Source organism: Streptomyces sp. NPDC056527 (assembly GCF_042794475.1).
Lineage (GTDB): Bacteria > Actinomycetota > Actinomycetes > Streptomycetales > Streptomycetaceae > Streptomyces.
Genome location: NZ_JBHTTQ010000072.1, coordinates 1 through 25147 on the forward strand (window position 1 = coordinate 1; position 25147 = coordinate 25147).

Genomic DNA, 25147 nt, shown 5'->3' on the forward strand with positions numbered 1-25147 from the left:
CTTCCATCCCGGGCCTTCCGCCCGGACGCCTTCCGCCCGGGCGCCTTCCGCCCGGGCGCCTTCCGCCCGGGCGCCTTCCGCCCGGACGCCTTCCACCCCGTGCCTCCCGTCCCGGACGCCCTCCGCCCGGCACTCTCCCGACCTCAGATCTTGCCGATCCCCAGGGTGTTCTCGCCGGGCAGCAGCCCGGAGCCGATGACGGCCAGCCAGGGGCCGCCGAGGAGTTCGGCGAGCCGGGCGGTGGACTCGGGACCGAGGGCGGCCCAGGGGGCGGCGGCCAGTTGGTCCGTACGCAGCTCCACCTGCTCGCGCAGGGCGCGCCCCGCGTCGGCGACCGAGCCGTCGGCGGCGAGCAGACCGCGGGCGGTCAGCCGGTCGCGCGCCGCCGACCAGGCGTTCTCGCTCCAGCCGCGGCTCGCGAAGGTCTGCTCGGAGGCGGCCCCGACGGCCGCGAAGGAGACCAGGGACTCGACCGGGTCCAGACCGGCGGCGAGGAGAGCGACCAGGTGGCCGTCCCCGCGGTGCTCGCGCAGGATCGTCGCCGCCTGCCAGAGCGCCAGGTGCGGGGCCTCGGGCCAGGGCAGCTCGGCGTTGGCGGCGGCGAGCGGGCGGCCGGCCGTCACGGCGGCCTTGGCGGCCCGCCGGGCGAGCGCGGCCGCCTCGGCGAGGTCGGGCCCGTCGACGACCTCGGGGCCGAGGAGGGCGCGGTAGGCGCGGTCGACGGCGCGCAGCCGGGCCTCCAGCACGTCGGCGGGCGCGGCGGTCCGCCAGATCCCCGGCACGTAACGGGCCACCATCTCCGGGCTGAAGCTGTAGAACGCGGAGCCGACCCGCTCGGCCCCGGCCGGACCGAGGGGCGCGGCACGCCAGGCGAAGTAGCCGGGCCAGCGCTCCGCGACGTCGTGGCCGAGCGCGCGGGCCTCCTCGACAGCCTCGGGGGCGTAGTAGAGCAGCGCGTGCAGGGGTTCCAGCAGATGCCACATCTGCCGTACGCGTCCGGGCTCCACGGTGCGCTCAGCCGTCGTACCGATCTCGGTGCTCATGTCCGCCTCCTCGACTGCGACCTCATCTTGACGATGACTAGATTGCTCCCGCCCGGCGAACTTGTCAATGCCTAGATACGGCGTAGGCTGCTGTTCATGAGCAGTCGGAGCACCTATCACCACGGCGACCTGCGGCAGGCGATCCTGACCGCCGCCCTCGACGTCATCGCCACCGAGGGCCCCTCCGCCCTGAGCCTGCGCGACCTGGCGCGCCGCGCGGGCGTCTCGCACGCGGCCCCGGCCCACCACTTCAAGGACCGCGCGGGACTGCTCACGGCCGTCGCCACCGAAGGGTTCGACCTGCTGGCGGCGGCCCTCGCCGAGGCGGAGGACCTGAAGGACGCGGGGGTGCGTTACGTGCGCTTCGCCGCCGAGCACCCGGCGCACTTCCAGGTGATGTTCCAGCCGGATCTGCACCGGCCCGACGATCCGGAGCTGCTCGCCGCCAAGGACCGGGCCGGCTCGGGGCTCCGGGCGGGCATCGCGGGCGTGCCGGCCGACGGCCGGGGCCCTGATCCGCGCCTCGCGGGCGTCGCGGCCTGGTCACTGGCCCACGGCTTCGCCACCCTGCTGCTCAGCCACAACCTCGCGGGCCCGATCGGCGAACAGGACCCCGAGGAGGTCTTCCACACCCTCGCCGGCCTGCTGTTCGCGTCCGACACCGCCCAACCGGCCCAGGAATAAGCGGAGTCGCGCTCCACTTGGTCACGTACATGACTACGAAGACCACGAAGACCTTGGCCACGTCCGTACGCCTCACGACCGTCGCCGCCTTAAGCGCCGCCGTCCTGGCCGCCGTTCCGTCCGGCGGCGCCGTCGCGGCCGAGTACCGGCACGACGCCGTGTGGCGCGGCGCCTGGGCCACTTCGCCGCACGCCCCGGCGGCCCCCTTCGCCCCCAACTGGTCCCAGCAGGGCTTCTCGAACCACACGGTCCGCCAGGTCGTCCGGGTCACCACCGCCGGCACCAAGGCCCGGATCGAGCTGTCCAACCGCTACGGCACGACCCCGCTGCGGATCACCGGCGCGACCGTGGCCCGCACGGACAAGGGCGCATCGGTGAAGGCCGGTTCGGTCCGGCAGCTGTCCTTCGACAAGGGCCGCTCGGTGACGATCCCCGCCGGCGGGACGGCCCTCAGCGACGGCGTGCCGTTCACGGTGAAGGCGCTGGAGTCGGTGACGGTCACCCTCTATCTGGCCGCGCCCACCGGACCGGCCACCTTCCACCACTTCGCCTCCGCCACCAGCTACCGCGCGGACGGCGACCACCGCTCCGACCGCGACGGCACCGCGTTCAAGGAGAGCAGCGAGTCCTGGTACTACCTCTCCGGCGTCGAGGTGAGCGGCGGCGCTCCCGCCCGCCGGGACGGCATCGTGACGTTCGGCGACTCCATCACCGACGGCGTGGGCTCGGGCCCGGACGCGAACAACCGCTACCCCGACGAGCTGGCCGAGCGCTTCGCCGCCGCGGGGAAGCCGCGCACCGTCCTCAACCACGGCATCGGCGGCAACCAGGTCACCAACGACACGACGTGGGCGGGCGAGAAGGGCATCGAGCGCTTCAAGAAGGACGTCCTGACCGAGCCGGGCGTGCGGACGGTCATCGTCCTCGAAGGCATCAACGACATCGGCGGCAGCGGCCCGACCTTCCCCGGCGGCCCCACTCCCGAGGTGTCGGTCGAGCAGCTCATCGAGGGCCACCGCTCCCTGATCCGCCAGGCCCACGCCCGGGGCATCAAGGTCGTCGGCGCCACGCTGACGCCGATCAAGGGCTCCTTCTACGACACCCCGGTCAACGAGGCCAAGCGGGACGCGGTCAACGAGTGGATCCGCACCTCGGGCGCGTACGACTCCGTGGTCGACTTCGACCGTGCCGTCGCCGACCCGTCCGACCCGGACCGGATGCTCCCCGCCTTCGACTCGGGCGACCATCTCCACCCGGGCGACGCCGGATACAGGGCGATGGCCGAGGCACTCGACCTCGACACGCTCTGACGGGCCTGCCGGCCGTGCCCCGCAGCGGGGCACGGCCGAGCCGGAGCCGCTAGGGCGTGTTGCGAAAGTCCCGCCTGCCCCCCTGCGGGCGGACGGCGCTACTTTCGCAACACGCCCTAGGACCCCAGGATCGTCGTCAGGAACTCGCCCGTCCACGCCAGCAGTTCGCGCCCCACCACCGGCTTCCCGCCGATCTTCCCGCTCGTCGGGCGCGGCACCAGGATCTGGTGGACGGCCGGCTTGACGACCGTCCGCGGGTAGAGCCGCTTGAGCCGCAGCTCCTGCGACTCGCGCAGCTCCACCGGCGCGAAGCGGATGTTCGGGCCCTGGAGGACGATCTCGCCGACACCGCAGGCGCGGGCCAGCATCCGCAGGCCGGCGACCAGGAGCAGGTTCTCGACCGGCTCGGGGAGCTTGCCGTAGCGGTCGGTGAGCTCCTCCCGTACCGCCTTGATGTCCTCCTCCGTGTTGGCGGAGGCGATCGCGCGGTACGCCTGCAGGCGCAGCCGCTCGCCCGGCGCGTACTCGTGCGGGACGTGCGCGTCGACCGGCAGCTCGATCTTGACCTCCAGCGGCGGCTCCTCCTCGACACCGCCCTCCAGGGAAGCGCGGTAGTCGGCGACCGCCTCGCCCACCATCCGTACGTACAGGTCGAAGCCGACGCCCGCGATGTGACCGGACTGCTCACCGCCGAGCAGATTGCCCGCGCCGCGGATCTCCAGGTCCTTCATCGCGACGTACATGCCCGCGCCCATCTCGGTGTGCTGGGCGATCGTCGCGAGCCGCTCGTGCGCCGTCTCGGTCAGCGGCTTCTCCGGCGGGTAGAGGAAGTACGCGTACCCGCGCTCGCGCCCACGGCCGACGCGGCCGCGCAGCTGGTGCAGCTGCGACAACCCGAAGTTGTCGCCGCGCTCCACGATGAGCGTGTTCGCGTTGGAGATGTCGATGCCGGACTCGACGATCGTCGTGGAGACCAGCACGTCGAACTTCTTCTCCCAGAAGTCGACCACGACCTGCTCCAGCGCCGACTCCGACATCTGGCCGTGCGCGGTCGCGATCCGCGCCTCCGGGACGATGTCGCGCAGCCGCGCCGCCGCCCGGTCGATCGACTCGACCCGGTTGTGGATGTAGAAGACCTGGCCCTCGCGCAGGAGTTCACGGCGGATGGCCGCGCCGATCTGCTTCTCCTCGTACGGGCCGACGAAGGTGAGGACCGGGTGCCGCTCCTCGGGCGGGGTGGTGATCGTCGACATCTCGCGGATGCCGGTCACGGCCATTTCGAGCGTACGGGGGATGGGGGTGGCGGACATCGTCAGGACGTCGACGTTGGCGCGGAGCTTCTTCAGCTGCTCCTTGTGCTCCACGCCGAAGCGCTGCTCCTCGTCGACGATGACCAGACCCAGGTCCTTGAACTTGGTCTCGGAGGAGAACAGTCGGTGCGTGCCGATGACGATGTCGACCGAGCCGTCCCGCAGCCCCTCCATCGTCGCCTTCGACTCGGTGTCCGTCTGGAAGCGTGAGAGCGCGCGGGTGACGACGGGGAACTGCGAGTACCGCTCCGAGAACGTGCCGAAGTGCTGCTGCACGAGGAGGGTGGTGGGGACCAGGACCGCGACCTGCTTGCCGTCCTGGACCGCCTTGAACGCCGCGCGCACGGCGATCTCCGTCTTGCCGTAGCCGACGTCGCCGCAGATCAGCCGGTCCATCGGGACCGTCTTCTCCATGTCCTCCTTCACCTCGGCGATGGTGGACAGCTGGTCGGGCGTCTCCGCGTACGGGAAGGCGTCCTCCAGCTCGCGCTGCCAGGGGGTGTCGGGGCCGAAGGCGTGGCCGGGGGCCGCCATCCGCGCCGAGTACAGCTTGATCAGGTCGGCGGCGATCTCCTTGACGGCCTTCTTCGCGCGCGCCTTCGTCTTCGTCCAGTCCGCGCCGCCGAGCCGGTGCAGGGTCGGGGCCTCGCCGCCGACGTACTTGGTGACCTGCTCCAGCTGGTCGGTGGGGATGTACAGACGGTCGCCGGGCTGGCCGCGCTTGGCCGGGGCGTACTCGACGAGGAGGTACTCGCGGGTGGCGCCCTGCACGGTCCGCTGGACCATCTCGACGTACCGGCCGACGCCGTGCTGCTCGTGCACGATGTAGTCGCCGACCTCCAGGGTCAGCGGGTCGATCGTCTTGCGCCGCTTGGCCGGCATCCGCTGGCCGTCCTTGCCGGCCGCCTTCTGCCCGGACAGGTCGGTCTCGGTGAGGACGGCGAGCTTGAGCGCCGGGTCGACGAAGCCGAAGTCGATGGAGCCGGTCGCCACATGGACGACGGACGGGGAGACCTCGGCGAGGTCCGCGTCGAGCCGGGCCGCGATGCCCTCGCCGCCGAGGACCTCGACCGTGCGGGTCGCCGGGCCGTGCGCCTCGGTGACGTAGACCGTGCGCCAGCCGTCGGAGAGCCAGCCCTTGGTGTCGGCGAGCGCCCGGGCGGTGTCGCCGCGGTAGGTCTCCGGCGCGTGCATGCCCAATTTCACAGTGTCGGCGTCGAGCGTCTCGTCCGCCGCGAACGGGGAGACCGACCACCACATCATGTCGAGCTCGCGCGCCCGGTCCCGTACGTCCGCGATCCCCCGGAGGGAGGCCGCGCCGACGTCGATCGGGGCCTCGCCACCACCGGCCGTCGCGGCCCAGGACGCCTGGAGGAACTCCTGCGACGTCGCCACGAGGTCGGCGGCGCGCGTACGGACCCGCTCGGGGTCGCACACGACGGCCATCGAACCCTTCGGCAGGACGTCCAGCAGCAGCTCCATGTCGTCGACCAGGACCGGGGCGAGGGACTCCATGCCCTCGACGGCGATCCCCTCGGCGATCTTGCCGAGCAGTTCGCCCAGCTCGGGGTGCTCCTCCGCGAGGGCGGCGGCGCGCCGCTTCACCTCGTCGGTCAGGAGCAGCTCACGGCAGGGCGGTGCCCACAGGCCGTGCTCGGCGACCTCCAGGGACCGCTGGTCGGCGACCTTGAAGTACCGGATCTCCTCGACGTCGTCGCCCCAGAACTCGATCCGGAGCGGGTGCTCCTCGGTCGGCGGGAAGACGTCCAGGATGCCGCCGCGGACGGCGAACTCGCCGCGCTTCTCGACCAGCTCGACCCGGGAGTACGCGGCGGCCGCGAGGCCCTCCACGATCTCGTTCAGGTCCGCGGTCTGTCCGGTGCGCAGTGCGACGGGCTCCAGGTTGCCGAGGCCCTTGACCTGCGGCTGGAGCACGGAGCGTACGGGGGCGACGACGACGGAGACCGGGCCGGCGGACGGGTCGTCCGCGGACGGGTGGGCGAGGCGGCGCAGCACGGCGAGGCGCCGGCCGACGGTGTCGGAGCGGGGCGAGAGCCGCTCGTGGGGCAGCGTCTCCCAGGAGGGGTAGTCGACGACCGTGTCCGGGTCGAGGAGGCTGCGCAGGGCGGCGGCCAGGTCCTCGGCCTCCCGGCCGGTCGCGGTGACCGCAAGCACGGTCCGGCCCGCCTCGCGGGCGAGCGCGGCCACCGCGAAGGGGCGCGCGGCCGGGGGGCCGACCAGATCCACGTGCATACGGTTGCCGTCGGCGGCGGCCTTCACCGCCTCGGCGAGGGCCACGTCCTTGACGACGAGGTCGAGCAGACCGTGCAGGCTCATGGACTTCCATCCCGGTGGGTTTACGACAGCGGGCAACGCGAACAGCCCGACACGTCTCACGGGCCGGGGGTGCCGGCACGACGGCCGGGTGGGACCAGCCTACGACGTGGGTCCGTCACTCGCGCGAAGGATTGCTGTCACCCGGGTGGAGAGCACGCGGAAGGAGGGCCGGTCGCCCGGCCCTCCTTCGTTCCCACCGGATCAGTGGGGACGCGTCAGCACTCGCCGCCCCACCTCGCGTAGTTCAGCGTCACGGCACCGTTCAGGACGATCGACGTGCCCGCCGTGCTGCCGTTCTCCGGGTAGTGCAGGCAGCCGGACACGGTCTGGCCGCTCGCGTAAGTGGCCTTCCACCAGATGTGGTCGGCGCCGGGGTCCCGCACGCCGTTGTTGCGGATGGACAGGCCACCGGCCGAGTACAGACTGGAGAGATCGCCCTCGGACTTCTTGGGCAGCCCGTAGTACGACGTGTTCTTCCAGACACAGACGTTCCCGGAGGGGCAGTCGCCCCACGCCGCCGACGCCGTCGGCGCCAGGGCCAGGCCCGTCACCGACAGTCCGAGCGCGCTCGCACCGACGACGACTCGACGCAGAATGTTCCGCTTCACCACGTACCTCCTCGTGACTGAGTGTGACGCCGAGCGTAGGGACGTGAGCGCGCCCTGTGATCCTCGGAACTCAGAGGGTGCGCGGACATGCGTACGGCCCCGGTCGGCGTCGGGTGACGTCGACCGGGGCCGCACAGCCCGTGGGGGCACCCCCGTGGCCCCCTCGGGGCTACTCGGTCGCGATCGCGTTCAGGACGTTCATCCGGCCCGCGCGGAACGCCGGGACCAGCGCCGCGAACAGGCCCACGAACGCCGAGCCGATGAAGACCGTCAGGATCGTCGGCCACGGGATCTCCAGGACCCCCAGACCCTCCAGGGCCAGCAGCTTCTGGGCGGCCGTGCCCCAGCCCATGCCCAGGGCGAGGCCGAGCAGGGCGCCGAAGAGGGCGATGACCACCGACTCCAGACGGATCATGCGGCGCAGCTGGCGGCGCGAGAGGCCGATGGCGCGCATCAGGCCGATCTCCCGGGTCCGCTCGACGACCGACAGGGCGAGCGTGTTCACCACGCCGAGGACGGCGACGATGATCGCGAGGGCGAGCAGGCCGTACACGATGTTGAGCAGCTGGCCGACCTGGTCCTTCAGGTCCTGCTTGTAGTCGGCCTGGTTCTGCACCTTGTACTGCGGGTAGGCGGCGAGCGAGTCCTTGAGGGCCGTGTACGCCTCCTTCTCCTTGCCGTCCTCGGCCGTCGCGAACATGATCATGCTCTTGGGCAGCTTGTCGGCGGCCAGATACTGCGCCGCGGTGGTGACGTTGGTGTACATCACTCCCTTGTCGACGTTGTTCTCGTCCGAGGTGATCGCCGCGACCTTCAGCTTCGCGCTCTCGCCGCCCTTGAAGGCGACGGTCAGCTCGTCGCCGACCTTCACGCCGTGTTCGGTGGCGTAGTCGCTGCCCACCGACATCGCGTTCGTGCCGTACGCGGCCGAGAGCTCGCCGGCGGTCGTGTCGCGTCGCAGGTCCTGCGCGTAGGTCGGTTCGGCGGCGACCAGGCCCTTCTCCACGGACTTGCCCCGCGGGTCCTTGACCGTCGCCTCGACCCAGATGTACTCGGTGACGTGGCGCAGGCCGGGCGTCTTCTCGACGGCTTCCTGGGCCTGCGGCATGACCGGCTGGCCGTTGCTGGACTGGATGATGAAGTCCGCGCCGACCGAGCGGTCCAGCTCCTCGGTGGCCGAGGCGACCATCGACGAGCCGACCACCGAAAGGCAGGCGACGAGCGCGAGCCCGATCATCAGGGCGGCGCCGGTGGCACCCGTACGGCGCGGGTTGCGCAGCGCGTTGCGCTCGGCCATCCGCCCGACCGGACCGAAGATCCGCAGCACGATCGCGCCGAGGACCCGGACGACGCCGCCCGCGAGGAGCGGTCCGACGACGATGAAGCCGAGGAGGGAGAGGACGATGCCGAGACCGAGCCAGAGGGATCCGGCGGAGGCCTTCTCCGCCTGGGTGGCGGTCCACAGCGCGGCGGCGCCGCCCAGCGTGAGGAGCAGGCCGAGCCCGCCCCGCACCAGGCCGGCCTTGCCGTCGGCCGGGGTGCCGGCGTCGCGCAGGGCCGCCATCGGGGAGACCTTGCCGGCCCGGCGGGCGGGGATGTACGCGGCGAGGACGGTGACGACGATGCCGAGGAGGAGACCGACGGCGGGCGTCGTCCACTTCACGGTCAGGTCCTCGGTGGACAGCTCCATGCCCATGGAGGACATGAGCTCCATCAGACCGACGGCGAGTCCGACACCGGCCGCGACACCGGCGATCGAGCCCACGACACCGAGGAGGACGGCCTCGACGAGGACGGAGCGGTTGACCTGCTTGCGGCTGGAGCCGATGGCCCGCATGAGGCCGATCTCGCGGGTGCGCTGGGCGACCAGCATGGAGAAGGTGTTGACGATGAGGAAGATGCCGACGAGGAAGGCGATCCCGGCGAAGCCGAGCATCGCGTACTTCATGACGTCGAGGAAGCCGGCGACGTCCTCGCGGCCCGCGTCGGCGACCTCGGCCGCCGTCTGGAGCGTGTAGCCGCCGCCGACCGCGGCGACGATGTTGCTCTTCAGCTTCTCGTCGCTGACCCCGGGCGCGGCGTCGGCCGTGATCTGGGTGAACAGACCTTCCTTACCGAGCAGTTCGCGCTGCGCGGTGGCGGTGTCGAAGTAGACGACGGTGGCACCGGGGTTGGTGACCTTGAACTCGACGATGCCGGAGATCTTCGCCTTGAAGTCGCCGGTGACGGCGATGGTGCGCAGCTCGTCGCCGATCTTCAGCTTGTGCTTCTCCGCGGTGCCGGCGTCGACCATCACCTCGGTGGGGCCGCGCGGCTCGTGGCCGGAGGCGACGTCCACCGAACGCAGCTCGTTGGCGCTCCAGTTGACGGCGATCGTCGGGGCACCGCTGGTGGGTCCGACGTTGTTGTTGCGGGAGTCGACGACGGTCACGCTCAGGGAGATGACCGAACCCTGGGCGGCCTTGACGCCCTCGGCCTTGCGGACCTGCTCCACGAGGGAGGCCGGCAGGGTCTCGGGGCGGCCGGTCTGCGGGGTCTCGTCGTCGACCGCACCGTCCTTGGGGCTGAGCGTGACGTCGGACGCGGTCGAGGCGAAGAGCTTGTCGAAGGTGGTGTTCATGGTGTCCGTGAACACCAGCGTGCCGCTCACGAACGCGACGGAGAGCAGGACGGCGACGGCGGAGAGCGCCATGCGGCCCTTGTGCGCGAAGAAGTTGCGCAGCGAGGTCTTGAGCACGGTCATGACGTCCGCCCGCGCGCGTCGAAGTCCTTCATGCGGTCGAGTACGGCGTCGGCGGTGGGCCGGAACATCTCGTCGACGATCCGGCCGTCCGCGAGGTACAGGACGCGGTCGGCGTGGCTGGCGGCGACGGGGTCGTGGGTGACCATCACGATGGTCTGGCCGAGCTCGTCGACCGACTGCCGCAGGAAGCCGAGCACCTCGGCGCCGGCACGGGAGTCGAGGTTTCCGGTCGGCTCGTCGCCGAAGATGATCTCGGGGCGGGCGGCGAGCGCGCGGGCCACGGCGACGCGCTGCTGCTGACCGCCGGAGAGCTGGTTGGGACGGTGCTTGAGGCGGTCGGCGAGGCCGACCGTGGACACGACGCGGTCGAGCCACTGCTGGTCCGGGCGGCGGCCGGCGATGTCCATCGGCAGCGTGATGTTCTCGAGCGCGTTGAGGGTCGGCAGCAGGTTGAACGCCTGGAAGATGAAGCCGATCCGGTCCCGCCGCAGCTGGGTGAGCTTCTTGTCCTTGAGGCCGGTGATCTGCGTGTCGTCGAGGAAGATCTCGCCGCTGGTGACGGTGTCGAGCCCGGCGAGGCAGTGCATCAGGGTCGACTTGCCGGAGCCCGAGGGGCCCATGATCGCGGTGAACTGCCCGCGGGCGATGTCCACATCGACGTGGTCGAGCGCGACGACCCGCGTCTCGCCGGCGCCGTAAGCCTTGACGACCTGCCGCGCCCGCGCGGCGACGGCCGTGCTCCCTCCAGTGTCCCCGCGCTTGGGGATGGTCACAGCCGAAGTCACGGTATGTCTCCTATAGGTGAGTCTGCGCAGGAACGCGTAGGTCGGGTGGGGCTCATGTCGAGTCTCCGGGGAGCCGGGGCGGCTGGTCACTGGTGCTCGTCGCACTCTTCGCCCTGGGGTTATCCGTAAGAACAAGCTAAAGACGGACAGGGCACTTCCTCGTCCTCCGCCGGGACGAACGGGCCCTGCCCTCTATGGGGGAGGTGCCCCTAGGGGTTCTCCACCCGTGGATCGAGTGAGAGGCTGAGCCGAACAGATTAGATGTACGACCCATTCAGGTCGGTGCCGCCGATGTCGGCGGGCCCGGCGGTGGATGGGTCGATGCGTGGAGAGGGGATTCCGGGGTGAGCAGGACGACGACGCGGCAGGTCACGCCATCGGCCACCACGCCGCGCGGACGCGGCCCCGTCGTCGCGGCGCTCATGCTGGTGATGGGCCTGACCGCGCTCGACGGCACAGTGGTCTCGACCGCCGTGCCGCAGATCGTCGGCGACCTCGGTGGCCTCTCCGTCTTCTCCTGGCTGTTCTCCGGCTATCTGCTCGCCGTGACCGTGACCCTGCCGGTGTACGGGAAGCTCTGCGACACCTTCGGCCGCAAGCCGGTCCTGATCGCCGGCACCGTCCTGTTCCTCATCGGCTCCCTGCTGTGCGCGTCGGCCTGGAACATGGGCTCGCTCATCGCCTTCCGCGTCGTCCAGGGCCTGGGCGGCGGCGCCCTCCAGGGCACGATCCAGACGATCGCCGCCGACCTCTACCCGCTGAAGGAACGCCCGAAGATCCAGGCGAAGCTCTCCTCGGTCTGGGCCACCGCCTCGGTCGCCGGACCGGCGGCGGGCGGACTCCTCGCGGGGTACGGCGACTGGCGCTGGATCTTCCTGCTCAACCTGCCGGTCGGTCTGGTCGCCCTGTGGCTGGTCGGACGGTACCTGGTGGAGCCGGAGCGGGCGCCCGGCACGGCACCCCGGAAGGTCTCCGTCGACTGGCCGGGCGCCCTCGCCGTCTTCGCGACCGGGACCCTGCTGCTCACCGCGCTCGTCCAGGGCGGCGTCGCCTGGCCGTGGCTGTCCCCGCCCTCCCTCGGCCTCTTCGCGGGCGCCCTCGCCCTCGCCGGGGTGACCGTCGTCGTGGAACGCCGGGCCGCCGAACCGATCATCCCCGGCTGGATCTGGCGCCGCCGCACCATCGCCGCGGTCAACCTGGCCCTCGGCGCGCTCGGCCTGGTGATGGTCGCCCCGACCGTCTTCCTGCCCACCTACGCCCAGGCCGTCCTCGGCCTCGGCTCCACGGCGGCCGGCTTCGTCCTCTCCGCGATGACCCTCAGCTGGCCGGTCACCGCCGCCCTGTCCAACCGCGTGTACAACCGCATCGGCTTCCGCCTCACCGCGGTCGTGGGCATCACCCTCGCGCTGCTCGTGCTGCTCGCCTTCCCCTTCCTCCCCTTCCCCGGGGAACCGTGGCAGCCGGCCCTGCTCATGCTGCTGCTCGGAGGCGCGCTCGGCTTCTTCCAGCTCCCGCTGATCGTCGGGGTCCAGTCGACCGTGCCGTACGAGGAGCGCGGTACGACGACCGCGTCCGTCCTCTTCTGCCGCCAGGTCGGCCAGAGCGTGGGGGCGGCCCTCTTCGGCGCGATCGCCAACGGCGTCCTGGCCGCCCGCCTCGGCGCGGGCACGGACCTGGACGGTCTCGCGTCCACCCTCGCCGACGCGGACGACACGCTCCGCCGCGCGATCGACGCGGCCGTCGACTACGTGTACCTCGGCGCGGCGGGGGCCGCCGCGCTGGCCCTGGTGGTGCTGCTGATCCTCGCCCCGCGCCGCTTCCCGATCCTGAGGGACGAGGAGCGGGCGGGGGAGGCATGAGGCCGGGGGCGACGACCGCTCAGTCGTCGTCGGCGTCCCGGCCCTCCGGCGCCCGGTCCCCACGGTCGTCGGGCCCCGCGTCTTCGGGCGCCCGGTCTCCGCTGTCGTCAGCCTCCGCGTCCTCGGGCGCCCCGTCCTCCGGCGCCGTGCTCCGGGGCGGACGGCCCGTCAGGGTCGCGAGGGAGGTGCGGATGTGGTCCATCTGGGCGTGGATCTCCTCCCGGGCCTCCCCGTGCTCGCCCAGCACCCGCTCCGTCGCCCGCTCGATCCGCTCCCGCTGCGACCGCGCCCGCGCCAGCAGCTCCGCCGCCCGGGCCTCCGCGTCCTCCTGACCGTGCCGGGCCTGTTCCTCCATCGCCACGAGGGCGCGCCGGGCGTCCGCGAGACGGGCCTCCGCGGCGGTGAGGAGTTCCTTGTGGCCGGCGTCCAGTTCGGCCGCCCGAGCCTTCGCGGTCCGCTCGGCCTCCTCCCGAACCGCCTTCTGCTCCGTCCGCTGGGCCGCCAGCAGCGCCGCCGCCCCGCGCGCCGCCTCCTCGAACGCCTCCCCGGCCTCGGCCCGCTGACCCTCCGCCGCGCGCAGGGCCGCCGACCGCGTGTCCTCGGCCTCCTCGCCCGCCGCGCCGAGAGCCGCCGCGGCCACCTCCTCTGCCTCCGCCCGTACCCGCTCGGCGTACTCCCGCGCCGCCTCCGCCGCGGACCGGGCCGCCTCCTCCGCCTCCTGCGCGAACCCCTGCGCCTCCGACTCGGCGGACCGCACGAGACTCTCGTCCTCCGCCTCCGCGAGTTCGAGCAACTGGCGCGCCCGCTCGCCCAGCGACTCGTACCGCTGCGGGACCAGCGCCGAGACCTCCGTACGCAGCCGGGCCGCTTCCTCCCCCATCTCCCTCGCGAGGACGGTCAGCCGGGCCGCCCGCTCCCAGGCGGCGTCGCGTTCGTCGGAGAGCGCGGCGAGATGACGGTCGACCTGCTTCGGGCGGTAGCCGCGACCGCGTCCGACGGCGAAACTCATCCCTGGCGCCCTTTCCGTAATGGCCGTAATGGCCGCAATGGGTCACATGCCAGGATGCGTCATCGGACACGACAAAAGGCGCCCGACGTGTCGTACACGTCGGGCGCCTTTCGTCACGAACGGCCTGAGACCTGCCTAAGGGCGCACTACAGCAGTCCGTCCCACATCTGCTCCAGCAGCACCGACCACCAGTTCTCCGGCGACGCCAGCGCCGCCGGGTCCAGCATCGCCAGCTGCGCCTGGAAGTCGACCGTCCAGCGGCCCGCCTGCTCGGGGTTGAGCCCGAACCGCAGCCGCCACATCCGGCCGAGCAGCGCCATGGACCGGGTGAACTCCGGCAGCCCGCTGTTCACGAACTGCGGCGGCACCGGCTGCCCGCCCGGACCGGCCTCGACCGGCACGGCGACGATGTGCGCGGTCCCGTACTGGACGCAGATCGCCCGCCCGAAGTCCGAGCCGATCACCAGGTACGAGCCCGCGTCGGACGCCGGCTGGACCTGCCGCTGCGCGGCGAGCTCCGCCAGCGTCGGCACCACCGGCTGAGCCGGCTGAGCCCAGAAGAACGGACCGAAGTCCGCCGGCAGACCCGCCCATACGAGCGTCAGCGCCACGACCTCCGGAACGCCCTGCCGGGACACGGCCCGCTGGTCGAACCGGCAGATGCCCGGTCCGAAGGCACCGGCCAGCTCCTGCGCGACACCATCCGGAGGAATCGGCGGCGCGGGCTGCACCTGCGGCAGCGGCGCACGGACCGGAGCCGGACGCGCCGGCCCGTCCGCGACCTGATGCAACTCGCCCTGGTGGGTGAGGAGTTGCCGCATCCCCTGCTGACGGCCCGCGTGGTCCTTGCCGTACGGCGCGATGTTGGTGATCCGCGCCTGCGGCCAGGTCTCCCGGATCATCCGCGCGCAGTAACCGCCCGGCAGCTCGCAGGACTCCAACTCCGTGTGCAGCTCCAGCACCTGCTGCGGCGGCACGTTCATGGCGCGCAGCTCGTGCAGGATCTGCCACTCGGGGTGCGGGGTGCCCGGGGCGGACCGCCGGATGATCTGGGCCTCGGAGCCGTCGGGCGCGCGGTAGCGCAACACGGCCTGGTAGCCGGGGCCGACGGTCGGCTGACCGACGGGCTGCTGCGGGTACCCGTACGCCGGAGGCGGGGTGCCCGGCGCGGACGGCGGCGGCACCGGCGGTCCCGGCGGACCGCCGGGACCGGGCTGCGCCAGCATCGTCGCCGCGTGGTGCACACCACCGGGCGGGGTGCCCGGAGCGCCGGGCGGACCGGGCGGGGCGACGAGGCCGCCGGGCCCGGGATGAGCGAGCATCGTCGCCGCGTGCGCGACACCGGCACCGTCGGACCCACCGGGCGCACCCGGAGGCGCGGGCGGAGGCGGCGGCGCGCCGGGGCCACCCTGGTTCGGGTGCGCCAGCATCGTCGCCGCGTGCGCGACACCGGCACCGTCGGACCCACCGGGCACGCCCGGAGGCGCCGGCGGAGGCGGTGCGCCGGGGCCACCCTGACTCGGATGCGCCAGCATCGTCGCGGCTTGGTGCACGGGCTGCGGAGGCGTGGGCGGCCCGGGAGGCTGAGGTCCGTCGGGCCCGAGCTGCGCCACGAGCTGCGTCGGTACGTATCCTCCCGCGGGCACACCGGGAACCCCCGGCGCCTGCGGCGGCGGAGGCGGGTTCGCGCCACTGCCCCGCGCACCCCGCGGAGGCAGCTCGGCCTTGCTGGTGGCCGCATCCGCGATGTCCCCGGACGCAGGCGACGGCACACGCATGCCAGGAGCGGGCGTACCACCGGGCACACCGGGAGCACCGGGCGGCGGAGGCACACCAGGAACGCCGGGAGCCGCGGGGGCACCGGGCGGCGTCGGGCCACCGATCGAGCCGGGACCAGCCGAAGGCCCGCCGGGGGCACCGGGCGGCGTGGGTCCACCGGTCGAGCCCGAAGCACCCGGAACACCGGGAGCCGACGGCGCACCGGAACCACCGGCGGAAGCCGGGCCGCCCAGCGGACCCGTACCCGCCGGCGGCGGGGCGTGCGGGTCCAGGGCCGGGGTGGCGATCGCCGTCGGCGGGAGCGCGCTGCCGGCCGACATCAAAGCCGTCGGGGCATCCGCGCCCACCACCGGAGGCGGCGTGTCATCGTCGTCCGCGCCCGAGAGCGGCGGGGCGAAGACCGTCGCCGGCAGCGGCACCGAACCCTCCGCGCCACCCGAGCTCGCGTTCGCGTCCACCCACGGGCTGCTCGCCGGCACCCCGTCCGACGCCGTCGGCTCGTACTCCACCGGCCGGCCCGCCGAAGGCGAAGCCGACGCAGGCGCGGGCGCAGGCGCCGAGGCCGGTGCCGCTCCGCCCGTCGTCTCCGGGGACGACGAACTCCCGCCCGCCTGAGAAGCGTTCGGACCCTTCGGCGCCGACGGAAGGCCGAGCCTGTCCGCCGCGTCCTGCAACCACTCCGGCGGACTCAGCAGGAACGACGTCGCGTTCAGATCGACCCGCTCCGGCGGCGCCGGCGCCGCGGCACCCGCGTCGGCGTCCTCCGAGGCCCCGTACTCCTCCTCGTACCGCCGGATCACCTCACCCACCGGCAGCCCGGGCCACAGCGTCGCATCGCCGCTGTCCCGCGCGATGACCAGCCGCTGCCGGCCGCCGTCCGACGTCGGACCCTCCTCGCGGTCCTCCGCCCACACGACGAAGCCCAGCTCGAACTCCCGTACCCGCACCTCACGCTGCTGGTACGCCGGTACATCACCGTTGATCCATTCCTCGGCGCGCTCCTGCGCCTGCGCGAACGTCACCACAGCCAGCTCACTCCCCCACCGGGACCACGGGGACGGCGCGCGCGAAGCCGCCGTCCACCATCAGGTTCGCCACCGTCTCCAGCTCCGGCGGATTGCCGGCCAGCCGCTGCAGGAACGCGTCGAAGTCCTCACCGCACGGCAGCAGCAACCGCTCCACGCGCTCGTTCACGCTCCAGCCGTCCTGGTCCCGCGCGTCGTCGTACGCGCAGAACCACACCGACCCGATCCCCTCGCCCTTCACCTTCACCGCGAGGATCCCGCCCTGCACGAACGCGACACCCAGGTAGTCCTTCGTGAGGTGATCGCGCAGACACTTGTTGACGTAGACGAGGTCATTGACCCCCGCCTCCTCGCGCACCGTGAAGAACGGCTGGTCCACCAGCAGACCGAGCTCGGCGTCGAGCGCCGCGCCGACCGGCGCACAGCCGCCCGCCGCCTTCAGGAACGCGCGGTACGCGCCCGGCAGGCGGTATCCCAGGTCCTCCTCCACACCGAGCAGTTGCTGCTCGGACACCGACACCGGACCCTTCGGCAGCCCGAAATGCGCCGGCCGCGTCTCCTGCAACGGACGCGTACCCCGCTTGCCGTGGTCGACGGCAGCCGTCGTCACCCCACCGTGGTGACGCAGCAACGCCTTCACCTCGACCGGTACGAGCTCCATCCGCCGACCGCCCGCCACGTGGTGCCAGGTCCAGCCGTGCGGAGTCGCCACGGCCGGGATCGTGCTCCACAGCTCGTGACCGGTCGCGGCAAGCGCCGCGTTCGCCGACACGTAGTCCGTCAGCCGCAGCTCGTCGACACCGAAACCCTCGGGAGGATCGGCGATTTCCGCCGACGCCCGGGCGTACGGCGAAAAGTCCGGATAGCCTTGCTCATCCACCCGCACCCCTCTCGGGTGCCGGGAAGCACGGACCGGGTCCGGGAAGTGCACGACCTGCCCGGCGTAAGCCGCGTTCGGTGGCGCGGCGTGCTGCCCGAGCCGACCTGTCGTCATGGCGGTTGCCCCCTGCGCTGGCTGCTGGCTGATTCCGCACAGCCTATGCGCTGCCACAACCCCACGACCCGGCCCGATACGGCCACGACCACAGCCCGTGACCAAGTGTCACGGGCGGATGACGCACCGGCGATAGTTCCGACACACCGACGCCCCGTTTGTGTACCCCGCTTCCACATGAGGCGTCCCATTTGGCAGTCTGTTCCCGCAACTCGGGGGATTGCAGGAGGGGAAGACACGCACTATGTACGCAGCACAAACGCCCACTCAGGGTGACCCACGCCTCAACTGGAGCAGCGCCGAGCCCACCCGCGCCCCGTTACTGCGCTTCCGTCGCGACGGCATCCTCCCCACCGTCGGCGCCGCGCTCTCCGTACGCGGCGAAACCCTCACCTGCACCGCGGGCCGCGGCGACCAGCCGCCCGTCCTGCACGCACTCGTCCAGGACTTCCTCGACACCCTCACCAGCGGGCAGCGCGAACGCTTCACCGGCCGCTGTCCCGAGGCGATCCTGCTCTCCCGCCACCTCAGCGCCACCGAGACCGGCCGCTCCAAGCGCGCCCAACGCAAGCCCCTCACCCACGGCGAGGCCCGCCGCTCCCTCAAGCACGCCAAACTGACCGCACGCCGCATCCGCGAGGACGGCGACCCGCTGCACGGCAGTTACGCCGCCCCCTGTCGCTCCTGCACGGCGATGCTCGCCCACTTCGGGGTACGCCCCGTCGACCCCACCTCGACTGTCGAGAACGGCTGACCGCACCTCCATGCCCGACCACCTGAGCACCACCCGGTTCCCGGTCAACGTCGACGCCGCCCTCCGCGAGGCGGGCTGGCAGCCCGGCCGCTGGGACATCAAACTCGCCGAACAATGGGCCGACGCCCTGCGCGCCCACGTCTCCCCGGCCGGCCACCGGCACAGCGTCTTCCCGGCGGCCGTCGAGGCATGGGCCGAGTTCGGCGGCCTGCGCGTCACCGCGCCCGGCAGCGGCCGCCAGATCGCCCCGGCGACCGTACGCTTCGACCCGCTCGCCGGCCTCCACCTGGCCCGCACCCTCGCGGACCTCGGGCGCGCCCTCGACACGGAGATCTCCCCGCTCGGGGAGGAGGGCGAGCACCAGGCGGTCCTCGCGATCGACCAGGAGGGCCGGGTGTACGGCCTCGACCACACAGGGGACTGGTTCCTGGGCCAGGACATCGACGCGGCGCTGTCGACGCTGATCACGGGGACACAGCCGACACGGCTGGTCACGGGCTGAGCCTGGGCCCCAGGCGGGGCCGATCGGACTTCGGATGTCGGATATCGGACATTGGATCCGATATCCAGGATCCAATGCGCGGGCCTACGCCACCCGCTCCTCCACCGGCAGCACCGCCGACACCCTGAACCCGCCCGCGTCCGTCGGACCCGAGACGAACACACCGCCCAGCCGGCTCACACGCTCCCGCATACCGACCAGCCCATTGCCACCACTCGGCAGATGAGCGTCGGTCGCGGCCGCGTCCGACGGGCCGTTCTCGACCTGCATCGCGACCTCCGCGCCCCGATGCGCGAGCCGGACGACGACCTTGGCACCGGCCGCGTGCTTGTGGACGTTGGTCAGCGCCTCCTGGACCACCCGGTACGCGGTCCGCTCGACCTCCGCCGCATACGCCCGCACCTCGCCGAGCACCATCAGCTCGACGACCGCACCGGCCAAGCGCGACTGCTCGACCAGATCCTCCAGAGCGTCCAGACACGGCCCGTCCTCCGAAGCCGCCTCCGCGGCGGCGGCGGCCGCGCGACCGACCGCGGCCAGCGGCACCGGAGAAGCGACAGCCGGAGCCGCGTCCTCCCGCAGGACACCCAGCATCTCGCGCAACTCCGTCAGCGCCTGCCGGCCCATGTCGCCGACGAGCGCCGCGTTCTTCACGGCCTTCTGCGGATCCTTCAGCGCGACCGCCTGCAGGGCCGCCGCATGCACCACCATCAGCGACACCCGATGCGCCACCACGTCGTGCATCTCCCGAGCGATCCGCGTCCGCTCCTCCTGCCGCGCCCACTGAGCCCGCTGCTCCGCCCGATCGGCGAGCAGCGACAGCTCCTGCTCCAGACTGTCCGCCCGCTCCCGCAGACTCTCCATGAGCCGGCGCCGGGCCCCTATGTAGAGGCCGAAGAGAACCGGGGGCGCGTTGAGCCCCAGCGTCATGAAGACCGAGACGGTCGGGACGTACCAGCCGCTCGGATCGAAGTCCGGCTGACCGACATCCGCCTGCGCGACGTCCTGGCGCACCCGCACCATCGTCACGACGAAGACGGCGACCGTCGACATACCGGCGAGAGCGGCCGTGATCCGCCGGGGCACCTCCGAGGCGGCGAGCGAGTAGAGCCCGACGATCCCCATCAGGTAGCCCATCTCGGCGGGCGTGACGGCGATCGAGACCAGGACCACGGCGATCGGCCACCGCCGCCGCACGAGCAGCGCGGACCCCACGATCAGCCCGAACAACACCCCCACGGGCACGGGCAGCCCCGCCTTGTCGGCGAAGCCGACCCCCTCCAGCCCGCACTCCAGCGCGGACACCGCGGCCAGCCCGACATCGAGCACCGCACTGCGCCGTCTCCCCCACCACCACCAGCCCCGGGCGGCCATGGCCGCCGCGTCCTGATGCGCCCCCGTTGTGGTCATGCCCTCCAGCGTACGGGCGAGCGCGAGTCATTTTCCGGAGACGACCGGACGCGGGAGCGCCGCACGTCAAAGGCTCAGCGCGGGGAGAAGGCGGCCGAGGCGCACATGAGGATGCCTGGTCATCTGCGCGACCGTGAGCGCGGAACTCCGCCGTCGCATGGAGGGGGCTTGGTACGGCATAGTGTTGGGTGCCGGTCCGACGGCCTGACCGAATGTCCGGTTTAGTTGGATATTATCCCCTGTGGTGTAATTGGCAGCACTGAGGCTTTTGGTGCCTTATGTCCGGGTTCGAGTCCTGGCGGGGGAGCCATGATCGGTTCGGGTCCTGACCTCACGGTCAGGACCCGCACTCATTTCCGCTCCGAAACCCCCCGGTATCCTGCGGTTGTCCACCACCCGAAGCCGAAGGGCATTCCCGTGAGCGCCAACCGCCCGGCCGCCGTCGTCGTCCTCGCAGCGGGTGAGGGCACCCGCATGAAGTCGAAGACCCCCAAGGTCCTGCACGAAATCGCCGGACGCTCTCTCGTCGGGCACGTCGTGTCCGCCGCGCGGGAGCTGGAGCCCGAGCACCTCGTCGTGGTCGTCGGGCACGCCCGTGAGCAGGTCACCGCGCATCTCGACGCGCACTACGCGGGGACTCGTACCGCCGTGCAGCACGAGCAGAACGGCACCGGTCACGCCGTGCGCATGGGTCTCGAGGAGCTGGGTCAGGCCCCCGAGGGGACCGTCGTCGTCGTGTGCGGCGACACTCCGCTGCTGTCCGGGGAGACCCTGAAGGCGCTCGCGGGCACCCACGCCGCCGACGGCAACGCCGTCACCGTGCTGACCGCCGAGGTGCCGGACTCGACCGGCTACGGGCGCATCGTCCGGGACGCCTCCGGCGCCGTCACCGCGATCGTCGAGCACAAGGACGCCTCCGAGGAGCAGCGCGCGATCAAGGAGATCAACTCCGGCGTCTTCGCGTTCGACGGCCGGCTGCTCGCCGACGCTCTGGGCAAGGTCCGGACGGACAACAGCCAGGGTGAGGAGTACCTCACGGACGTGCTGTCCATCCTGCGCGAGGCGGGCCACCGGGTCGGCGCCTCGGTGGCCGGTGACCACCGCGAGATCCTCGGCATCAACAACCGGGTGCAGCTCGCCGAGGCCCGTGCCCTGCTGAACCGGCGTCTGCTGGAGCGGGCGATGACGGCCGGTGTCACGGTGGTCGACCCGTCGTCGGTTCTCGTGGACGTGATGGTGACGTTCGAGCCGGACTCCGTCATCCACCCCGGTACGCAGCTGCTCGGTGCGACGCACATCGGCGAGGACGCCGAGGTCGGCCCGAACACGCGGTTGAAGGACACGAGGGTCGGCAAGGGCGCTCGCGTGGACAACACGGTCGCCGATTCCGCCGTCATCGGCGAGCGCGCCTCCGTGGGCCCGTACGCGTATCTGCGTCCCGGCACGAACCTGGGCGTGAAGGCCAAGGCCGGTACGTACGTGGAGATGAAGAACGCGACGATCGGTGAGGGCACGAAGGTCCCCCATCTGTCGTACGTGGGCGACGCGACGATCGGTGAGTACACGAACATCGGCGCGGCGAGCGTCTTCGTGAACTACGACGGCGAGGCGAAGCACCACACCACGGTGGGGTCGCACTGCAAGACCGGTTCGGACAACATGTTTGTGGCGCCTGTCACCATCGGGGACGGTGCCTACACCGCCGCGGGGTCGGTCATCACGAAGGACGTGCCGTCCGGTGCGCTCGCCGTCGCCCGGGGCCAGCAGCGGAATATCGAGGGTTGGGTGGCCCGGAAGCGGCCCGGCAGCGCTGCCGCGCAGGCCGCTCAGGCGACCACGGAGGAGTCCGCCGGCGAAAGCTGACCGGAAACGGGTACGTCGAACTCGGCGTACCGTGATACGTGCACATAAATTCGGCTGGCTCGCACACGCGCACGGGAGCGCGGAGGTCGCGGCCAGAGGACACGTCTGAGGAGACAGTGCTGTGACCGGGATCAAGACGACCGGCGAGAAGAAGCTGATGCTCTTCTCCGGCCGCGCCCACCCCGAGCTGGCCGAGGAGGTCGCACACCAGCTGGGTGTCGGCCTCGTGCCGACCAAGGCTTTCGACTTCGCGAACGGTGAGATCTACGTCCGCTTCCAGGAGTCGGCTCGTGGCGCGGACTGCTTCCTGATCCAGAGCCACACGGCTCCGATCAATAAGTGGATCATGGAGCAGTTGATCATGATCGATGCTCTGAAGCGGGCTTCCGCTCGGAGCATCACCGTGATCATCCCGTCGTACGGCTATGCCCGTCAGGACAAGAAGCACCGTGGTCGTGAGCCGATCTCGGCGCGTCTGGTCGCGGATCTGCTGAAGACCTCGGGTGCGGACCGCATCCTCACGGTCGATCTGCACACGGACCAGATCCAGGGCTTCTTCGACGGTCCGGTGGACCACCTGTCGGCTCTCCCGGTCCTTGCGGACTACGTGGGCAACAAGGTGGACCGTTCGAAGCTGACGATCGTCTCCCCCGACGCCGGCCGCGTGCGTGTGGCCGACCGCTGGTGCGACCGTCTGGACGCGCCGCTGGCGATCGTGCACAAGCGTCGTGACAAGGACGTCGCCAACCAGGTGACGGTCCACGAGGTCGTCGGTGACGTGAAGGGCCGCGTCTGCGTCCTGGTCGACGACATGGTGGACACCGGTGGCACGATCTGCGCCGCCGCCGACGCGCTGTTCGCGCACGGCGCGGAGGACGTCATCGTGACGGCGACGCACGGCATCCTGTCGGGGCCGGCCGCCGATCGTCTGAAGAACTCCAAGGTGAGCGAGTTCGTGTTCACGGACACGCTGCCGGTGCCGAGCTCTCTGGAGCTCGACAAGATCACGGTCCTGTCGATCGCTCCGACGATCGCGCGCGCCGTGCGTGAGGTGTTCGAGGACGGCTCGGTGACGAGCCTCTTCGAGGAGCACTGAGCGGCTTCCCTGAATCGCTGAGCGAGGCCCGTCTCCCCTTCGGGAGGCGGGCCTTTCTCATGCCCTGACGCCCGCCTCCCCGCGCCCCGCGCGCCCTCATGCCCTGAGCGCGTCCACCGCGATCCGCGCCGCCTTGCCGATGGCGGCGTCCGCCGTCGGGAGGGTCACCGTCGTCGCGGCGGCGCAGGTGAAGACGGCGACGGCGTAACGGCCGCCGTCGGGGTACTCGACGACTCCGGCTTCGTGGCGAAGGGTCGGCAGGGAGCCGGTCTTGCCGCTGACGCGGACGTCGTCGAAGGGGAATCCGGCGGCGAGGCGGTGGCTCCACGCCTGGAGTCCGAGGACGGCGCGGAGTTCCCGCGCGTGCTCGCCCGTGCATACCTCGTCGCGCCAGATGGCGGCGAGGAGGGCGGCGATCTCGCGGGCTGTGGAGCGGTTGGTGCGGGTGGGGTCGAGGGCGCGGAGGCGGGCGACGACGGTGGGGTCGGTGAGGGCGGCGGGTGTGCCGCCGGCGTCCTCGTGGAGGGTGGCGTACAGCTCGCGCATGGTGTGGACGGCGATGGTTCGGGTGAGGCCGAGGTCGGTCATGGTGCGGTTGACGGTGTCGAGGCCGATGGCGTCGATGAGGAGGTCGGCGGCGGTGTTGTCGCTGACGGCGACGGCGAGGCCGGCGAGGTCGCGGAGGGAGAGGCGGGCGGCGTCGCGCATGGCGGCGAGGCCGGTGGCGCCGGGCGAGCGGCCTTCGGCGGGGATGTCGACGGGTCGGCGCAGGTCGATGCGGCCGTGGGCCGCCTGTCGGTAGAGGGCGGCGAGGACGCACAGCTTGTGGACGCTGGCGGTGGGGCTTTCGAGGTCGGCGCCGACGGTGATCGTGGTGCCTGTGTCGATGTCGGTGGCGTGGAGCTGTCCGGTGACGCCCGCGTCGGTGAAGGCCGCGGTGATGCGTGTGCGGGCTGTGGGGGTCACAGGGGGAACTCCGATGCGGGGCGGGGGAAGAGGATCCTGGCGGATGCGCCGGTGGGGGATTCGGTGGTCATGCCGGCGTGGTCGCGGAGGGTTTCGTGGGCGGTGTCGGCGAAGAGGCGTACGGCGGGTCCGTCGCGGTCCTGGGGCCAGGCGGTGGAGGTGCGCCAGGTGACGGGGTCGTCGCGCAGGGGGCGCCAGACGGTGCCGGGTTCGGTCGGGGAGCGGGGTTCGAGGGCGACGGCTCCTCCGGAGAGGACGAGTCCGCGGGTGAAGTCGGGGCCTGATGCCTCGTGGACGGTGCCGGGGGTGCAGCCGTGCCGTGCGCAGGTGGTGAGGGTCTCGTCGTGGAGGGCGGGGGCTTCGGCACGGGGGAAGAGGACGAGGTCGCGGCCGGTGAGGGCGGCTGCGGGGATCTCGGGGAGGGCGGCGAGGGGGTCGGTGTCGGGCAGGAGGACGCCGAGGGGTTGGTGGAGGAGCGGGCCGAAGGCGAGGCCGGGGGCGGGGCAGGGGTGGCGGACGACGCCGACGTCGAGGGTGCCGGCGGCGAGTTCGGCGGTCTGGCGGGCGCTGGAGAGTTCGCGGAGGTCCAGGTCGCCGCCTGGGGAGCGGTCGCGGAAGGCGATGAGGAGGGCGCCGACGGCGGCGGCGCCGAGGCGGGGCGGGACGGCGGCGCGGAGGGTGCCGGCCTGGCCGTTGCGGACGCGGGCGGCGGTGGCGGTGAGCCGGTCGGCGGCGGTGAGGAGGTGTTCGGCTTCGGTGAGGACGAGGCGGCCGGCGGGGGTGAGGGTGGTGCCGCGGCTGGAGCGGTCGAGGAGGCGGACGCCGAGTTCCCGTTCGAGGCGCCGGATGCGCTGGGAGAGGGAGGGCTGGGCCATGCGCAGGCGTTCGGCGGCGCGTCCGAAGTGTTCCTCCTCGGCGACTGTCCGGAAGTACCGCAGGTGCAGCAGCAGGTCCATGGGCGGCAAGGATAGGCAGGTGGCCGTCGCCGCCTCGGTGATCGGGTCCGGTGGTCGGGGAGGGAGCCGGCGGGTGGTCCGGGTGATCCAATTGGGTGGGGCGGCGTGTGGCGA

Annotated in this window: 18 protein-coding genes and 1 tRNA gene; 8 read left to right on the plus strand and 11 right to left on the minus strand. The window is 72.1% G+C overall.

All coding sequences use genetic code 11. The features are described 5' to 3' along the window. Positions 1 to 143 precede the first annotated feature (143 nt). Entirely contained in the window at positions 144 to 1043 is a 900-nt protein-coding gene (locus tag ACFQ7Q_RS27135; RefSeq protein ID WP_383559568.1) for a hypothetical protein, read from the minus strand. Between the two features lie 96 nt (positions 1044 to 1139). Between ACFQ7Q_RS27135 and ACFQ7Q_RS27140 the strand changes: the two genes are divergently transcribed. Both ACFQ7Q_RS27140 and ACFQ7Q_RS27145 read left to right on the plus strand, forming a co-directional pair. Then, positions 1140 to 1727 (plus strand): TetR/AcrR family transcriptional regulator, encoded by a 588-nt coding sequence (locus ACFQ7Q_RS27140; protein ID WP_383559570.1) that lies wholly within the window; start codon positions 1140 to 1142, stop codon positions 1725 to 1727. 29 nt (positions 1728 to 1756) lie between these two features. Then, entirely contained in the window at positions 1757 to 3037 is a 1281-nt protein-coding gene (locus ACFQ7Q_RS27145) for an SGNH/GDSL hydrolase family protein (protein WP_383559572.1), read from the plus strand. A gap of 116 nt (positions 3038 to 3153) precedes the next feature. On the opposite strand, the gene mfd is transcribed toward ACFQ7Q_RS27145, so the two are convergent. The 4 genes from mfd to ACFQ7Q_RS27165 form a co-directional block, all read right to left on the minus strand. Continuing rightward, complete coding sequence (gene mfd / locus ACFQ7Q_RS27150; protein WP_383559573.1) at positions 3154 to 6684, minus strand: transcription-repair coupling factor; 3531 nt, start codon at positions 6682 to 6684, stop codon at positions 3154 to 3156. A gap of 215 nt (positions 6685 to 6899) precedes the next feature. Next, entirely contained in the window at positions 6900 to 7292 is a 393-nt protein-coding gene (locus ACFQ7Q_RS27155; protein WP_383559575.1) for a peptidase inhibitor family I36 protein, read from the minus strand. A 169-nt stretch (positions 7293 to 7461) separates the two neighbouring features. Beyond that, positions 7462 to 10035 (minus strand): ABC transporter permease, encoded by a 2574-nt coding sequence (locus ACFQ7Q_RS27160; protein WP_383559577.1) that lies wholly within the window; start codon positions 10033 to 10035, stop codon positions 7462 to 7464. After that, entirely contained in the window at positions 10032 to 10820 is a 789-nt protein-coding gene (locus tag ACFQ7Q_RS27165) for an ABC transporter ATP-binding protein (RefSeq protein ID WP_383559579.1), read from the minus strand. Before ACFQ7Q_RS27165 ends, ACFQ7Q_RS27160 begins: the two co-directional genes overlap by 4 nt. Positions 10821 to 11164: 344 nt before the next feature. Here ACFQ7Q_RS27165 and ACFQ7Q_RS27170 point away from each other — a divergent pair, with 344 nt between their 5' ends. Then, positions 11165 to 12679, plus strand: coding sequence for an MFS transporter (locus tag ACFQ7Q_RS27170; RefSeq protein WP_383559581.1), 1515 nt, complete (start codon positions 11165 to 11167; stop codon positions 12677 to 12679). 19 nt (positions 12680 to 12698) lie between these two features. Here ACFQ7Q_RS27170 and ACFQ7Q_RS27175 read toward each other — a convergent pair whose 3' ends face one another. From ACFQ7Q_RS27175 to ACFQ7Q_RS27185, 3 genes are all read right to left on the minus strand, one after another. Beyond that, positions 12699 to 13688 (minus strand): cellulose-binding protein, encoded by a 990-nt coding sequence (locus ACFQ7Q_RS27175; RefSeq protein WP_383559582.1) that lies wholly within the window; start codon positions 13686 to 13688, stop codon positions 12699 to 12701. Between the two features lie 146 nt (positions 13689 to 13834). Beyond that, the gene (locus ACFQ7Q_RS27180) at positions 13835 to 16492 is read right to left on the minus strand and encodes an SUKH-4 family immunity protein (protein ID WP_383559583.1); all 2658 of its coding nucleotides are present in this window, start codon (positions 16490 to 16492) and stop codon (positions 13835 to 13837) included. Between the two features lie 7 nt (positions 16493 to 16499). Further along, positions 16500 to 17486, minus strand: coding sequence for an HNH endonuclease (locus tag ACFQ7Q_RS27185; RefSeq protein ID WP_383559585.1), 987 nt, complete (start codon positions 17484 to 17486; stop codon positions 16500 to 16502). Positions 17487 to 17730: 244 nt separating this feature from the next. Here ACFQ7Q_RS27185 and ACFQ7Q_RS27190 point away from each other — a divergent pair, with 244 nt between their 5' ends. Then, positions 17731 to 18240, plus strand: a complete 510-nt coding sequence (locus tag ACFQ7Q_RS27190; protein ID WP_383559588.1) for a YwqJ-related putative deaminase — start codon at positions 17731 to 17733, stop codon at positions 18238 to 18240. 10 nt (positions 18241 to 18250) lie between these two features. Further along, positions 18251 to 18742, plus strand: coding sequence for an SUKH-3 domain-containing protein (locus ACFQ7Q_RS27195; protein ID WP_383559590.1), 492 nt, complete (start codon positions 18251 to 18253; stop codon positions 18740 to 18742). 84 nt (positions 18743 to 18826) lie between these two features. Here ACFQ7Q_RS27195 and ACFQ7Q_RS27200 read toward each other — a convergent pair whose 3' ends face one another. Continuing rightward, positions 18827 to 20152 (minus strand): sensor histidine kinase, encoded by a 1326-nt coding sequence (locus ACFQ7Q_RS27200; protein ID WP_383559592.1) that lies wholly within the window; start codon positions 20150 to 20152, stop codon positions 18827 to 18829. A 235-nt stretch (positions 20153 to 20387) separates the two neighbouring features. Here ACFQ7Q_RS27200 and ACFQ7Q_RS27205 point away from each other — a divergent pair. From ACFQ7Q_RS27205 to ACFQ7Q_RS27215, 3 genes are all read left to right on the plus strand, one after another. Then, a tRNA-Gln gene (locus tag ACFQ7Q_RS27205) sits at positions 20388 to 20462 on the plus strand. A 107-nt stretch (positions 20463 to 20569) separates the two neighbouring features. Continuing rightward, positions 20570 to 22015 carry a bifunctional UDP-N-acetylglucosamine diphosphorylase/glucosamine-1-phosphate N-acetyltransferase GlmU gene (gene glmU / locus ACFQ7Q_RS27210; RefSeq protein WP_383559593.1) on the plus strand — a complete coding sequence of 482 codons (1446 nt, stop codon included), beginning with the start codon at positions 20570 to 20572 and terminating at the stop codon, positions 22013 to 22015. Between the two features lie 121 nt (positions 22016 to 22136). After that, the gene (locus ACFQ7Q_RS27215) at positions 22137 to 23111 is read left to right on the plus strand and encodes a ribose-phosphate diphosphokinase (protein ID WP_260230078.1); all 975 of its coding nucleotides are present in this window, start codon (positions 22137 to 22139) and stop codon (positions 23109 to 23111) included. A gap of 96 nt (positions 23112 to 23207) precedes the next feature. Here the strand turns inward: ACFQ7Q_RS27215 and ACFQ7Q_RS27220 are convergent, their stop codons facing one another. Both ACFQ7Q_RS27220 and ACFQ7Q_RS27225 read right to left on the minus strand, forming a co-directional pair. Next, a complete protein-coding gene (locus tag ACFQ7Q_RS27220; RefSeq protein WP_383559620.1) occupies positions 23208 to 24092 on the minus strand; it encodes a serine hydrolase in 885 nt (294 codons plus the stop codon). Beyond that, positions 24074 to 25033 carry a LysR family transcriptional regulator gene (locus ACFQ7Q_RS27225; protein WP_383559596.1) on the minus strand — a complete coding sequence of 320 codons (960 nt, stop codon included), beginning with the start codon at positions 25031 to 25033 and terminating at the stop codon, positions 24074 to 24076. Before ACFQ7Q_RS27225 ends, ACFQ7Q_RS27220 begins: the two co-directional genes overlap by 19 nt. Positions 25034 to 25147 lie beyond the last annotated feature (114 nt).